We start from the raw sequence: 14,005 nt of genomic DNA, 5'->3' as shown, positions 1-14,005 counted from the left end.
ACGTCGCTGATGGTGAGCGTGACCACGCGCGCCGGCGCGCAGGCCGCCGCGAGCCGGCCGCCCTTGATGCGCGAGAGGTGCTTGCGCACGCAGTTCATCTCGCCGATGTGGGCGCCGCTGTCGAGCAGCTGCTTGTTGATGCGCTGCTTGTCGGCCAGCGTCAGGCCCTCGGCCGGCAGCACCAGCAGCGAGGAGCCGCCGCCCGAGATCAGGCACAGCACGAGGTCGTCGGCGGTCAGGCCTTCGGTCAGCGCGAGGATGCGTTCGGCCGCCTGCTGGCCGGCCGCGTCGGGCACGGGATGCGCGGCCTCGACGATCTCGATGCGGCTGGGCAGCCCCTCGGGCCGCGGCGGGATGTGGTCGTAGCGCGTGACGACCAGGCCCGACAGCGGCGCATCGGCCGGCCACAGCGCCTCGAGCGCCTGCGCCATCGAACCGCCGGCCTTGCCGGCACCGAGCACCAGCGTGCGGCCCTTGGGCGGCTTGGGCAGGTGCGCGCCCAGGGTCGACAGCGGCAGCGCGCGGTCGACCGCGACGCGGTAGAGGTGTTCGAGGAAGGCGCGCGGCGCCTGGCGGGGATCGGGAGCGGTCGCGTCTTGCAGCGAGGGGGGCGTCGAGGTCTTGGCGGTCATGGGTGGCGTTGTCTCCGGGGCCTGCATTTTGCGGCGAACCCGAGTCCGCCCTCTTGACCGCGGTCTAGTTCGTCTTGGCTCCGCCCTGGAACCAGCGGCCGATCAGGGCGCGCTCCTCGTCGGTGATCGAGGTGGCGTTGTTCATCGGCATGATCTTCGTGACCACCACCTGCTGATAGATGGCCTGGGCGTGGGCACTCACCTGCTCGGGCGAGTCGACGCGCACGTTCTTCATCTGCACGCTCGCGCCGTGGCACATGTAGCAGCGCTGCTCGAGCACCTTCTGCACGTCCTGGTAGGCCACGGCCGGCGCGCTCGGCGCGGCGGCGGCCACGGGGGCGGCGGGCTCGGGCTTCATCCAGACGATGGTGAGGCCCAGCACGGCCACGCCGACCATCGCGTAGGGCAGCGGGTTGCGCGCGTTGCCGAGCTTGAAGCGGTGGCGCACCACGAAGAACTGCCGGATCGCCGCGCCGCCGAGCATGATCAGCAGCAGCACGATCCAGTTGTACTTGTGGGTGTAGGTGAAGCTGTAGTGGTTGCTCAGCATCGCGAACAGCACCGGCAGCGTGAAGTAGGTGTTGTGCACGCTGCGCTGCTTGCCGCGCTGGCCGTGCACCGGGTCGACCGGGCGGCCTTCGCGCAGGGCCTGCACGTTCTTGCGCTGGCCCGGGATGATCCAGAAGAACACGTTGCCGCTCATGGTCGTGGCCATCATCGCGCCGACCAGCAGGAAGGCCGCGCGGCCCGCGAACCACTGGCAGGCCAGCCAGGCCGCGAAGGCCACGAAGATCGCGACCAGCACGCCGACGATGGTGTCGCCGTTCTTGCGCCGGCCGAACAGCTGGCAGATGCTGTCGTAGACCATCCAGAACACGACCAGGAAGGCCAGCGCCACGGCGATCGCCGCGCCCGGCTGCCAGTCCATCTTCGACTTGTCGATCAGGTAGGTGCTGGCGTTCCAGAGGTACGACATGGTGAAGAGCGCGAAGCCCGTGAGCCATGTGGAGTAGCTCTCCCAGTACGACCAGTGCAGGTGGTCCGGCAGCTTCTTGGGCGCCAGCAGGTACTTCTGCATGTTGTAGAAGCCGCCGCCGTGCACGGCCCACTGCTCGCCGCCAACGCCCTTGTCGAGCGACTCGGGGTCCTGCGGCTTCTCGAGGCTGTTGTCCAGCATCACGAAGTAGAAGGAGGCGCCGATCCAGGCGATGGCGGTGATGACGTGGACCCAGCGCAGCAGCAGGTTGGCCCAGTCGAGGTAGTAGCTTTCCATGAGGTGCTCTCTCAATCCGCTCGGCGCGGGGGAACGCCGGACGCGGATGTCTTCGTCCTGCTCACCACTGCGGGCGCTGTAAGCAGAGAAAGTGCCGCGAACGCAGGCTCCGGGTGGGCCTCGCTCCGCTGCGGCAGATACTTGTGGACTGAAAGTGTATACAGTTTTGGCGAGGGGCGGCGTGGTTTTTTGCGGCGCCGGTGCCGGGAAAACCCTGTTCGTGCACCGAAGCGCCGGCTCAGCCCAGCGATTGCAACAACTGTGCCGCCACCGCGACCGCGATCACCTCGGGCTCCTTGCCCGTGATGCCCGGCACGCCGATCGGGCAGGTGATGCGCGCCAGCTCGGCCGCCGTGAAGCCGCGCGCCTCGAGCCGGTGGCTGAAGGTGGCCCACTTGGTCTTGCTGCCGATCAGGCCGATATAGGGCAGGTCGTCGCGCTCGCGCAGGCGGCGCAGGCAGGCGATCACGATGTCGAGGTCCTCGGCATGGCTGAAGCTCATGATCAGCACGCGGCTGCCGGGCGCGAGCGAGGCCACCGCGTCCTGCACCGGCTCGGAATGCTCGGTCTCGACCTGGGCCGGCAGTTCTTCGGGGAACACGCCGTCGCGGCTGTCGATCCAGCGCACCGAGAACGGCAGGCCCGCGAGCAGCCGCGCGAGCGCCGCGCCCACGTGGCCGCCGCCGAACAGCGCCACCGGCTTCAGGTGTTCGACCAGCGCGCGCCGCAGTTCGAGGATGTCGGCGGCCGAGACGCGCCGGAACGACAGGAACACCACGCCGCCGCAGCACTGGCCCAGGCTCGGGCCCAGCGGATAGCGCTGGATGCCGTCGATGGCGCGGCTGCCGGCCAGCAGTTCGCGCGCTTCCTGCGTGGCCTGGAACTCGAGCTGGCCGCCGCCGATGGTGGCCGTGAGGCCCTCGGCCCAGACCGCCATCCAGGTGCCGGCCTCGCGCGGCGCCGAGCCCTGCGTGGATTCGACGCGCACCAGCACCGCGTCTTCGTCGCGAAGACGGGCCAGCAGTTGGTCGACCGCGCCGTTCATGAGGGATACCTTCGGTTGCCGAGGAGCGAGGGAGTCACGGTATAAACCCGGCGATGAATTTTCAGCCCACGACGCGCCGCCTCGCCCTGGCGGTGTCTTTCCTTGCCGCGCTCTGGCTCGCCGGATGCGGCACCACCGGTTCGGTGCCCGGTCAACTGAGCAAGGCCACGGCCGAACCCGGCGCCAGCGGCCGGCCGGCGCCGCGCGCCTCCAATGCCACCAGCGCGCGCGACTACCGGCGCGATGCCGCGCGCCATGTCTACGACCTCAACAACCGCCGCATCTACGGCGGGCAATTGCCGCCGGTGCTCTACGCGGTCGGCACGCTGCAGGTCAGCCTCGACGGCGCGGGCCGCGTGGTCTCGCTGCACTGGCTGCGTGCGCCCCAGCATGCGCCCGAGGTCATCGCCGAGATCGAACGCACCGTGCTGCAGGCCGCGCCCTTCCCGGCCGCGTCGCGGCTCGGCCCGGTCGTGTGGACCGACACCTGGCTCTGGGACAAGAGCGGGCGCTTCCAGCTCGACACGCTGACCGAAGGGCAGCTGCAGCAGTAGCGCCCCCGCCGCTCCCCGGACGGGGAGCGGCGAAAAGCCTCCGACAGTCACGCTGTCGGCGTTCACGACCCCCGGTAGGTCGAATAGCTCCACGGGCTCACCAGCAGCGGCACGTGGTAGTGCTGGTCGGCATGCGCCACGCCGAAGTCCAGCGACACCTTGTTGAGGAAGTTCGGCTCGGGCAGCGCCACGCCGCGCGCCTTGAAATAGCCCGCCACGTCGAACACCAGCCGGTAGGTGCCGGTCTTCAGCGTGCTGTTGTCGTAGAGCGGGCCGTCGCTGCGGCCGTCGGCATTCAGCGTGAAGCGCCGCACCAGCGTGGCGGCGTCGCCCTCGGTGGTGAAGAGCGCGACCTCCATGCCGGCCGCGGGGCCGCCATGCATCGTGTCCAGTACGTGGGTGCTCAGGCCCATGGGAGTTTCCTTCGGTCGGTCAGGTGAGAGTGCGGGATATTCCGGTGGACAAAAGTGTATACAGTTGTCGGCTTTCGGTCTATCATGAAAAACATGGAGTCCTCCACCACCCGTTCGATCGTCGATGCGCTCACCCGCGCGATCGTCGACCACCGGCTTCAGCCCGGCACCAAGCTGGCCGAGCAGAAGCTGGCGGACCATTTCGGCGTGTCGCGCACGCTGGTGCGCCAGGCGCTGTTCCAGCTCGCGCAGAACAAGCTGATCCGGCTCGAGCCCGCGCGCGGCGCCTTCGTGGCAGCGCCCGCGGTCGACGAGGCCAAGCAGGTGTTCGCGGTGCGCCGCATGCTCGAGGCCGAGATGACGCGCGAGTTCGTGCGCACCGTCACGCCGGCCAAGATCAAGGCGCTCAAGGAACACGTGGCGCTCGAGAAGTCGGCCGTGTCGGGCGAGGACGTCTCGGGCCGCACCGAGCTGCTCGGCGACTTCCACGTGCGCATGGCCGAGCTCATGGGCAACCAGGTGCTGGCGCAGATCCTCGGCGAGCTGATCTCGCGCTGCGCCCTCATCACGCTCATGTACCAGAGCACCAGCGCCGCCGAGCATTCGAACGACGAGCACGCCGACATCGTCAAGGCGCTGGCCGCGCGCGACGAGGAGCGCGCCGTGCGCCTGATGACCGAGCACCTGCAGCACGTCGAGGCCAACCTGGTGTTCGACCGCAAGGTGCCCACCAGCGACATCTCCCTCGCATTGTCCTGACCCCTTCCACCATGACCGTCTACGACACCACCCTGCCCTACCCGCGCGACCTCGTCGGCTACGGCCGCAACCCGCCCCATGCGCAGTGGCCCGGCAACGCGCGCATCGCGGTGCAGTTCGTCCTCAACTACGAGGAAGGCGGCGAGAACGCCACGCTGCACGGCGACGCCGGCTCGGAACAGTTCCTCTCGGAGATGTTCAATCCCGCGAGCTACCCCGACCGCCACATCAGCATGGAAGGCATCTACGAGTACGGCTCGCGCGTGGGCGTGTGGCGCCTCTTGCGCGAGTTCGAGCAGCGCGGCCTGCCGCTCACGGTGTTCGGCGTCGGCATGGCGCTCGAGCGCCATCCCGAGCTCACGGCGGCCTTCAAGGAACTGGGCCACGAGATCGCCTGCCACGGCTGGCGCTGGATCCACTACCAGAACATCGACGAGGCCACCGAGCGCGAGCACATGCGCCTGGGCATGGAAGCCATCGAGAGGCTCACGGGCGAGCGCGCCCTCGGCTGGTACACCGGCCGCGACAGCCCGCGCACGCGCCGCCTGGTGGCCGACTACGGCGGCTTCGAATACGACAGCGACTACTACGGCGACGACCTGCCGTTCTGGATGAAGGTGCGCAAGACCGACGGCAGCACCGTGCCGCAGCTCATCGTGCCCTACACGCTCGACTGCAACGACATGCGCTTCGCGCTGCCGCAGGGCTACTCGCACGCCGATCCCTTCTTCCAGTACATGAAGGACAGCTTCGACGCGCTCTACGCCGAGGGCGACGAGGCGCCGAAGATGATGAGCATCGGCATGCACTGCCGCCTGCTCGGGCGCCCGGGCCGCATCGTGGCGCTGCAGCGCTTTCTCGATCACATCGCCAGCCACGAGCGGGTGTGGGTCTGCCGCCGCGTCGACATCGCGCGGCACTGGAAGAAGACCCATCCGTTCGAAGCCTCTTCCCAAGCCTCGCAAGCTTGATTCATACGGAGGACACACACGCCATGAGCCTGACCATCGAACAACTGAACGCCGCGGGCGCCGACGAAGCCGTCGCGCTGCTCGACGGGACCTACGAGCACTCGCCGTGGATCGCGCGCCAGGCGCTGGCCGCGCGCCCGTTCCGTTCGCTGCAGCACCTGAAGTACGCGCTCGCGCAGGCCGTGAACACGGCCACCAGGGAAGAGCGCCTGGCCCTGATCCGCGCCCACCCCGAGCTCGCGGGCAAGGCGATGGTCAGCAAGACGCTGACGGCCGAGTCGACCAACGAGCAGGGCAAGGCCGGCCTCACCGACTGCACGCCCGAGGAGTTCGCGAAGATCCAGCAGCTCAACGCCGACTACAACGCGAAGTTCGGCTTCCCCTTCATCCTCGCGGTGCGCGGCCCGCGCGGCACGGGCCTGTCCAAGCGCGAGATCATCGACACCTTCGAGCGCCGCGCCTACAACCATCCCGACTTCGAGCTCGCCGAGGCGCTGCGCAACATCCACCGCATCGCCGAGATCCGGCTGAACGACAAGTTCGGCACCGCGCCGGCGCTCGGCAACCACGTGTGGGACTGGCAGGAGGCGCTCGCGGTGCACAGCGACCCGGGCTTCGCCGAGAAGGGCCAGCTCACCGTGACCTACCTGACCGACGCGCACCGCGCCTGCGCGGCGCAGATCGCGCGCGAGATGCGCGAGGCCGGCTTCGACTCGGTGGAGATCGACGCGGTCGGCAACGTGGTCGGCCGCTACGAGGGCGCGACGCCCGATGCGAAGACGCTGCTCACGGGCTCGCACTACGACACCGTGCGCAACGGCGGCAAGTACGACGGCCGGCTCGGCATCTTCGTGCCCATGGCCTGCGTGCGCGAGCTCAAGCGCCAGAACCGACGCCTGCCCTTCGCCTTCGAGGTGGTGGGCTTCGCCGAGGAGGAAGGCCAGCGCTACAAGGCCACCTTCCTCGGTTCGGGGGCGCTGATCGGCCACTTCAACCCGGCCTGGCTCGACCAGAAGGACGCCGACGGCATCACCATGCGCGAGGCGCGCGCCCATGCGGGCCTGCGCGAGGAAGACATCGCCAAGGCGCAGCGCGATCCCTCGAAGTACCTGGGCTTCGTCGAGGTGCACATCGAGCAGGGCCCGGTGCTCAACGAGCTCGACATCCCGCTGGGCATCGTGACCTCGATCAACGGCAGCGTGCGCTACGTGGGCGAGGTGATCGGCATGGCCAGCCATGCGGGCACCACGCCGATGGACCGCCGCCGCGACGCGGCCGCGGCCGTGGCCGAACTGATCCTCTACACCGAGCAGCGCGCCGCCAAGGATGGCGACTCGGTCGGCACCGTGGGCATGCTCGAGGTGCCGAGCGGCTCGATCAACGTGGTGCCCGGGCGCTGCAAGTTCAGCCTCGACCTGCGCGCGCCCAACGATGCGCAGCGCGATGCGCTCGCCAACGACGTGGTGAAGGCGCTGCAGGACATCTGCGAACGCCGCGGCGTGCGCCACACGCTCGAGGAAACCATGCGTGCCTCGGCCGCGCCGAGCGCGCCCGAATGGCAGCAGCGCTGGGAACGCGCGGTCGATTCGCTCGGCGTGCCGCTGTTCCGCATGCCCAGCGGCGCCGGCCACGACGCGATGAAGCTGCACGAGGTGATGCCGCAGGCCATGCTGTTCGTGCGCGGCATCAACTCCGGCATCAGCCACAACCCGCTCGAATCGAGCACCAACGACGACATGGAGCTGGCGGTGCAAGCCTTCCAGCATCTGCTCGACAACCTGAACGGCGCGCCGAGCGCCGCCTGAACCCCATGACCGACTACGCAAAGCTCGACGCCTGGATCGACGCCCACTTCGACGAGGAAGTGAAGTTCCTGCAGCAACTGGTGCAGGTGCCCACCGACACCCCGCCCGGCAACAACGCGCCGCATGCCGAGCGCACCGCCGAACTGCTCGAGGGCTTCGGCCTCGTGGCCGAGAAGCACGCCGTGCCCGTGCAGGACGTGAAGGACTACGGCCTCGAATCGATCACCAACCTGATCGTGCGCCGCAAGTACGGCAAGGACGGCGACGGCGGCCGCACCGTGGCGCTCAACGCGCACGGCGACGTGGTGCCGCCCGGCGAGGGCTGGACCCATGACCCCTACGGCGGCGAGATCGCCGACGGCTCGCTCTACGGCCGCGCGGCCGCCGTGAGCAAGAGCGACTTCGCGAGCTTCACCTTCGCGCTGCGCGCGCTCGAAGCGGTCGCGAAGCCGACCAGGGGCGGCGTCGAACTGCACTTCACCTACGACGAGGAATTCGGCGGCATCCTCGGCCCGGGCTGGCTGCTGAAGAACGGCCTCACCAAGCCCGACCTGATGATCGCCGCAGGCTTCAGCTACGAGGTGGTCACGGCCCACAACGGCTGCCTGCAGATGGAAGTGACGGTGCACGGCAAGATGGCGCATGCCGCCATCCCCTCCACCGGCATCGACGCGCTGCAGGGCGCGGTGAAGATCCTCGAGGCGCTCTATGCGCAGAACACGCTCTACCAGCAGGTCAGCTCGCAGGTCGAGGGCATCACGCACCCCTACCTCAACGTCGGCCGCATCGAGGGCGGCACCAACACCAACGTGGTGCCCGGCAAGGTGGTGTTCAAGCTCGACCGCCGCATGATCCCCGAAGAGAACCCGGTCGAGGTCGAGGCCTCGATCCGCCAGGTCATCGCCGACGCGGCGGCCTCGTTCCCGGGCATCACGGTCGAGATCAAGCGCCTGCTGCTGGCCAACTCGATGAAGCCGCTGGCGGGCAACAAGCCGCTGGTCGAGGCGATCCAGAAGCATGGCGGCGAGCTGTTCGGCGAGCCGATCAAGGCCATGGGCACGCCGCTGTACACCGACGTTCGCCTCTATGGCGAGGCCGGCATTCCGGGCGTGATCTATGGCGCCGGCCCGCGCACCGTGCTCGAGTCGCATGCCAAGCGCAGCGACGAGCGCGTGGTGCTCGAGGACCTGCGGCGCGCGACCAAGGTGATCGCGCGCACGCTGAGCGACCTGCTGGCCTGAGTCTCAGGCGGCCACGCGATACCGCCCCGGCGCCACCCCGAAGCAGCGCCGGAACCAGCGCGAGAAGTGCGCCTGGTCGGCGAAGCCGCATTCGGCCGCCACGTCCTTCGGCGCCACGCCCTCGCGCAGCAGCGCCTTGGCGCGGCCGATGCGCGCATGCCGCGCGTAGTGCGCGGGCGTCATGCCCACGGCCTCGCGGAAGGCACGCTGGAAGTGCTCGCGCGACACGCCCATGCGGCGCGCGAGCGCGGCCGGGTCGATGCGGCAGGCATCCTCCTCGGCGAGCAGCGCGCAGATCTCCGCCACGCGCGCATCGGGCGCCGGCGGCTGCAGCGGCATGAGTTCGGAACAGGTCTGAGCACCCAGGATGCGCTCGACCAGGCGCGCGATGCCCGCGCCGTCCGCCGCCGTGGCGGCGGCAGCCAGGGCCCCGGCCAGTTCCGCATCGGGCAGCACCTTGCGCTGCAAGGCACCGCGCGAGTCCGCCGGCCAACCCAGCCGCGCCGCGACCCAACCATGCGGCACGTAGAGCATCACCATGCGAAAGCTGCGCCGGCTCACGCCCGCGGTGTGCAGCATGTAGGGCGCCATCAGCACCAGCTCGCCCGCATGGGCCACGAGCGCCTCGCCATCGCAGGTGAACTCGCAGTGGCCCTCGATGATGGCGCCCACGCTCCATTCGGGATGCCAGTGCGGCGCGAAGCGGGCGCGCGGCTCGGCCGCGAACAGCGCCTCCACGCGCAGGCCCTCGCCCGAGGGCAGCACGACCAGGCGGGAGGACGGCGGCGGCGCGGCGACGGCGGTCATCGCGCGAGGGTAGCGCAGCAGCGCCCTCGACACGATCGCCGCGGGCATCGGCTTCGACCTAGGCGGCGAAGGCACCGCGCACCGTGAGCCCCATCCAGCCGGCCGTGGCCTGCGTGGCGCGCACCTCGCCGAGCAGCGAAAGCTCCTCCACCGGATGGTCGTGGAAGCGCAGGGTGGCGCTGCCCGCGCTCCAGCCCGACTCCACGCGGTCGACGATGTCGGCGCGCAGGTGGCGCGGCACCGGCACCTCGTGCGGCCGCGTCAGGTCGGGCCAGCCGATCGCGCCGATGGTCGGCGCGCGCAGGAAGCCCAGCCGTTCGCCGGGCTCGCCGTGCAGGGTGACGCTGGCATCGACCAGCCGGCGCTCCTTCACGCTGAGGCTGGCGCCGAGCCGGCTGCCTTGGCCCAGCGAGGCGGCCGCCGGATGGGCGATCGGCAGGCTGCGCGTGACCCAGGTCTGGCCGATCTTCTTGGGCCAGCCCTGCAGCCAACCGCGCAGCAGCGAGATGTCCTGGTCGACGTAGATGAAGGGGCAGCAGAAGCGCTGTTCGCCCGGAGGGCCTTCGATCTCGAGCACCACGATGGTCTCGCGGTACTGCGCATAGACGGGGTCGAGCAGCTCCGCGCCATCGGCGCCGCAGAACTGCCAGTCGGCGAAATGCACGCAGCCCTGGCCGGTGGCCCGGCCGAGCCCGGCGGGCAGCAGCGCGGCGGCGCGGTCGGCCTCGAAGTCGAAGGCCACGTTGACCAGCCAGCCGGCGTAGTGCCAGGGCGGCGCCTGCACGAGCGCGCTGCGGCCGGAGGCGGTGAAGGGGGGCGAGAACGGGGTGGGCATCGGGAGGCGGTTCACGAAAGTGGAAGACCGCCTCACGATAGGACGCCCGCGCGCGGGCGTCTTGTACGCCAGTGATCCCGCCGCGGTGCCCCGTGGCCTCAGTCCGCCGTCGCGAACGCGCGCGCGATCTCCTGCGTCACCTGAAGGAAGCGCGCCATTTCCGCCATCGAGTTGCAGTGCAGCGGCGACACGCGCACCGTGCCCTCGAGCCCGAAGGAATCGAGCATGCGCTTCGAGTAGATGCTCGCGGCCGTGCGCTCGTAGACCGTGACGCCGCGCAGCCCGTACTCGTGCACGGCGCGCGTGCAGTCCAGGCCGTCGAAGCCGATGCCCAGGATCAGGTCGCGCCGGCTCAGGTCCGGGTGGTCGAGGAACACGCGCACGCCCGGCATGGCGCGCAGGCCCGGCTGGCCGTCCACGCCCTCGAGCAGCGCCGCGAGCAGCGCGCGTTCGTGCAGCTCGATGTGCGCGATGCCGGCCGCGAACAGTTCGCGCCGCGAGGTGGCCTCGCTGAAGTGGCCGCCGAGCCAGCAGACGTAGTCGACGATCTCGCTGACCACCGCGAACTGCCAGGGCGCCACGCTGCCGAGGTCCCAGTGGCCGGCCTTCTTGCCCGCGAGCTTGTGGTGCGGCAGGGCCGCGGCGCGCTCCGACATCCAGGCGATGCCCGAGCCGCGGCAGCCGAAGAACTTGTAGGGCGCAAGGTTGATCCCGTCCACCGGCGTCTTGCGCAGATCGATCAGCCCGTGCGGCGCATGCTGCACCGCGTCCACGACGATGTAGAGATCGGGCTTGACCTCGCGCGCGCGCCGCACGATGGCCTCGATGTCGAGCTTCGCGCCCGAGATGTTCGAGGCGTAGATCACGTTGAGCAGGCAGGTGTTGGCATCGACCAGCCGCACGATCTCGTCGACGTCGATGCCGCCGGTCTCGGGGTTGCTGCGCGCCACGCGCAATTCGCGGCCGGTGCGCTCGGCATAGAGCGCCATCGCGTCGTAGGCCGAGGGATGCTCGAGCACGGTGGTCACCATGTTCGTTCCAGGCACGTTCTCGGCCACCGCGCGCACCATGTCGAACATGGCGCCCGAGGCGGTGAGCGCCGCGAAGATGCTGCCGCCCTCGGCGTTGAGGATGGTGCGCACGTCGTCCCAGCCGCGCGCCTGCACGGTCTGCAGCTCGAGCGCGGTCTCGTGGATGCGCTCGGTGTTGTCGGGCACGGCGTCGATGGCCGCGAAGCGCTCGATGGCGGCCTTGAGCCGGAACGAGCCGCCCGCGTTGTCGAAGTACAGGCGCTCGCGCCCGTGGTGGTCGCGCTCCACGAGCAGAAAGCGCTCGCGCACCTCGCGCATCAGCGCGTCGGAGAAGGCCAGGCCGCGCGGATGCTGCGCGCCGGTCGGGGAAGAAAAGGAGGAAGAAGCGCTCACGCTCACACGCCCTTGTTGTTCGGGTTCTTGTAGGTCTCGCGCACCGCGTCCGACATCGGGAAGTCGAGGCTCACGTTGCGCGGCGGGATCGGCTGCGTGAACCAGCGCGCGTAGAGCTTGTCGATCTCGCCCGACTTCATGAGGCCGGCCACGGTCTGGTCGACGATCGCCTTGAACTCGGGATCGTCCTTGCGCAGCATGATCCCGTAGGGCTCCTGGCGCAGCGATTCCTTCAGCAGCTTGTAGTCGCCCGCGTTGGGCTGGTTGGCGATCAGGCCGGCGAGCTGCACGTCGTCGAGCACGTAGGCCGCGGCGCGGTCGCTCGCGAGCAGCAGGAAGGCATCGGCCGTGTCCTTGCCCGCGATCTCCTGCACGTCGATGCCGTTCTTGCGCGCGCCGCGCAGCAGCTGGATCGAGGTGCTGCCGGCCACGGTGGCCACGGTCTTGCCCTGCAGGTCGGCGAAGCTGTTGATGCCCGAGTTCTTCTTGACCGCCGCCGTGATGTTGGTGACGAAATGGCTGGGCGCGAAGTCCACCTGCTGCTGGCGCTGCGTGGTGTTGGTGGTGGTCGCGCAGTCGAGGTCCACGGTGCCGTTCTGCAGCAGCGGGATGCGGTTGGTGGAGTTCAGCAGCGTGTAGCGCACGTCGAGCTTGGGCAGGTTGAGCTTGGCCTTCACCGCCTCGACGATCTTCAGGCAGATCTCGTTGGTGAAGCCGATCGGCGCCGCGTCGGCGCTGGTCTTGTACGAGAACGGGATCTGGGTGTCGCGGCTGCCGATCTGGATGGTGCCGCTGTCCTTGATCTTGCGCAGCGTGCCGCTGTCCTGGGCGGCGGCGACGCCGCAGGCCACTACGAGGGCGATGCCGAATGCGGCGGGGCGTGCGAAGGCGCGTGGGAAGTGCATGTGAAGTCCTTGGCCGTGTGGGTTGAATACGAAAGTGGTGGGCGCAACCGGTTCGGAGCGCATCTTCGGCGCGGCTTCAAGTTTCCAAAAGCGATTTTTATTCATCGAAAAAGATCGCTTAAAGTGTTTTATCGCCCAAGGAACGCACCGCCATGATGACCTTCAAGCAGCTCGAGGCCCTCTATTGGATCGCCCGCCTGGGCGGCTTCGCGCAGGCCGCCAACCAGCTCCACACCTCGCAGTCGGCGGTGTCGAAGCGGGTGCACGAGCTCGAGGCGCTGTTCGACACCGAGCTGTTCGACCGCAGCCAGCGCAGCGCGCGGCTCACCGAGAAGGGCGAGGAGATGTACGTGCTCGCGCAGAAGCTGCTGGCGCAGCGCGACGCGGCGGTCGAGCAGTTCGGCAAGCCTGGCGTGGTGGAGCGCCGACTGCGCATCGGCGTGACCGAGCTCACGGCCATGACCTGGCTGCCGCGGCTGGTGCGGCTGATCCAGCAGCACTACCCGAAGGTGATCCTCGAGCCCGACGTCGACGACAGCCTGCAGCTGCGCGACAAGCTGCTGGCCGACGAGCTCGACCTGGTGTTCCTGCCCGACAGCTTCGCCGACGCGCGCATGGCGAGCAAGGCGATCGGCGAGGTGAAGAGCGCCTGGATGTGCAAGCCCGGCGTGGTGCCCACCGACGCGCCGCTGCGGCTGCACGAGCTGGCGCGCCAGCGCATGCTGGTGCAGGGCGGCAACTCGGGCACGGGCCGCGCCTACGACGCCTGGATGAAGGAACAGGGCGTGCAGCCGGCCGACACCATCGTGGTGAGCAACCTGATCGCGCTGGTCGGCCTCACGGTGTCGGGCCTGGGCGTGAGCTACCTGCCGCGCGAATGCCTGCGGCCGATGGTGGCCGCCGGCATGCTGGCCGAGATCGAGGTGGCGCCGGCCCTGCCGGTGGTGCGCTACGTGGCGATGCACAAGGGCGAGCACCGCAGCGCGCTGACCTCGTCGATCGTGATGCTCGCGCAGTCCTGCTGCGACTTCACGCGCATGTTCCAGGCGCAGGCCGACGACGCGATGACAGGCTGATGTAGCGGGCCGCGCGCCGCTCGTGACAGTAGCGTGACTTTCATTCGGCTTTCACGCACGCGTCACGACGGGCACCGAGACTCCAGCGCGTTCCTGGCGCACCCGCGCCTCGTTCGTCCCCGAGCGCCGCGGCCTTGCAGCGGCGGCCTCGTGTCCCTTCCGCGTTCCTGTTCCCGTCTTCATGAAATCCCTGTCTTCCCTTCCCGGCCTGCCGCTGTCGCGCCTCGCCTTCTCGCTCGTGCTCGGCACGGCCCTGCTCGCCGGC

14 protein-coding genes are annotated in these 14,005 nt (G+C 69.4%); 6 read left to right on the top strand and 8 right to left on the bottom strand.

Annotation, left to right across the window (positions count from 1 at the left end):
- From AC27VN_RS16400 to xdhC, 3 genes are all read right to left on the bottom strand, one after another.
- Window positions 1–632 (bottom strand): glycerate kinase type-2 family protein (locus AC27VN_RS16400; protein ID WP_490877217.1); only part of this gene is annotated, 632 nt, incomplete at its 3' end.
- Window positions 633–696: 64 nt separating this feature from the next.
- Window positions 697–1,905 carry a urate hydroxylase PuuD gene (locus AC27VN_RS16395; protein ID WP_093340492.1) on the bottom strand — a complete coding sequence of 403 codons (1,209 nt, stop codon included), beginning with the start codon at window positions 1,903–1,905 and terminating at the stop codon, window positions 697–699.
- Window positions 1,906–2,143: 238 nt separating this feature from the next.
- Complete coding sequence (gene xdhC / locus AC27VN_RS16390; protein WP_490877216.1) at window positions 2,144–2,950, bottom strand: xanthine dehydrogenase accessory protein XdhC; 807 nt, start codon at window positions 2,948–2,950, stop codon at window positions 2,144–2,146.
- A 53-nt stretch (window positions 2,951–3,003) separates the two neighbouring features.
- On the opposite strand from xdhC, the gene AC27VN_RS16385 reads away from it, so the two are divergent.
- On the top strand, window positions 3,004–3,504 hold the full coding sequence (locus tag AC27VN_RS16385) for a hypothetical protein (RefSeq protein ID WP_490877215.1): 501 nt from the start codon (window positions 3,004–3,006) through the stop codon (window positions 3,502–3,504).
- Window positions 3,505–3,566: 62 nt separating this feature from the next.
- Here AC27VN_RS16385 and uraH read toward each other — a convergent pair whose 3' ends face one another.
- Window positions 3,567–3,917, bottom strand: a complete 351-nt coding sequence (gene uraH / locus AC27VN_RS16380; protein ID WP_093340498.1) for a hydroxyisourate hydrolase — start codon at window positions 3,915–3,917, stop codon at window positions 3,567–3,569.
- An 84-nt stretch (window positions 3,918–4,001) separates the two neighbouring features.
- Between uraH and AC27VN_RS16375 the strand changes: the two genes are divergently transcribed.
- The 4 genes from AC27VN_RS16375 to AC27VN_RS16360 are packed head-to-tail and all read left to right on the top strand — an operon-like array spanning window position 4,002 to window position 8,693.
- A complete protein-coding gene (locus AC27VN_RS16375) occupies window positions 4,002–4,676 on the top strand; it encodes a GntR family transcriptional regulator (RefSeq protein WP_057596531.1) in 675 nt (224 codons plus the stop codon).
- Window positions 4,677–4,687: 11 nt separating this feature from the next.
- Window positions 4,688–5,647, top strand: coding sequence for an allantoinase PuuE (gene puuE, locus AC27VN_RS16370; RefSeq protein ID WP_490877214.1), 960 nt, complete (start codon window positions 4,688–4,690; stop codon window positions 5,645–5,647).
- A 23-nt stretch (window positions 5,648–5,670) separates the two neighbouring features.
- Window positions 5,671–7,452, top strand: a complete 1,782-nt coding sequence (gene uraD, locus AC27VN_RS16365; protein WP_490877213.1) for a 2-oxo-4-hydroxy-4-carboxy-5-ureidoimidazoline decarboxylase — start codon at window positions 5,671–5,673, stop codon at window positions 7,450–7,452.
- A 5-nt stretch (window positions 7,453–7,457) separates the two neighbouring features.
- On the top strand, window positions 7,458–8,693 hold the full coding sequence (locus tag AC27VN_RS16360; protein ID WP_490877212.1) for a M20 family metallopeptidase: 1,236 nt from the start codon (window positions 7,458–7,460) through the stop codon (window positions 8,691–8,693).
- Window positions 8,694–8,696: 3 nt separating this feature from the next.
- On the opposite strand, the gene AC27VN_RS16355 is transcribed toward AC27VN_RS16360, so the two are convergent.
- The 4 genes from AC27VN_RS16355 to AC27VN_RS16340 all read right to left on the bottom strand — a co-directional run bounded on the left by AC27VN_RS16355 (window position 8,697) and on the right by AC27VN_RS16340 (window position 12,664).
- Window positions 8,697–9,500: a helix-turn-helix transcriptional regulator gene (locus tag AC27VN_RS16355; RefSeq protein ID WP_490877211.1), complete on the bottom strand. Its 804-nt coding sequence runs from the start codon at window positions 9,498–9,500 to the stop codon at window positions 8,697–8,699.
- Between the two features lie 58 nt (window positions 9,501–9,558).
- Entirely contained in the window at window positions 9,559–10,335 is a 777-nt protein-coding gene (locus AC27VN_RS16350; RefSeq protein WP_490877210.1) for an acetoacetate decarboxylase family protein, read from the bottom strand.
- Window positions 10,336–10,433: 98 nt separating this feature from the next.
- Window positions 10,434–11,684 (bottom strand): aminotransferase class V-fold PLP-dependent enzyme, encoded by a 1,251-nt coding sequence (locus tag AC27VN_RS16345; protein WP_490877218.1) that lies wholly within the window; start codon window positions 11,682–11,684, stop codon window positions 10,434–10,436.
- Window positions 11,685–11,761: 77 nt separating this feature from the next.
- Window positions 11,762–12,664 (bottom strand): amino acid ABC transporter substrate-binding protein, encoded by a 903-nt coding sequence (locus tag AC27VN_RS16340; RefSeq protein WP_490877209.1) that lies wholly within the window; start codon window positions 12,662–12,664, stop codon window positions 11,762–11,764.
- Window positions 12,665–12,819: 155 nt separating this feature from the next.
- Here AC27VN_RS16340 and AC27VN_RS16335 point away from each other — a divergent pair, with 155 nt between their 5' ends.
- Entirely contained in the window at window positions 12,820–13,740 is a 921-nt protein-coding gene (locus AC27VN_RS16335) for a LysR family transcriptional regulator (protein ID WP_093341238.1), read from the top strand.
- The last annotated feature ends 265 nt before the right edge of the window (window positions 13,741–14,005 follow it).

The sequence above is a fragment of the Variovorax sp. 20P10.2.4 genome (assembly GCF_058244205.1).
The sequence above is the reverse complement of the archived record's forward strand: the minus strand, read 5'-3'. Positions and strand labels throughout refer to the sequence as shown.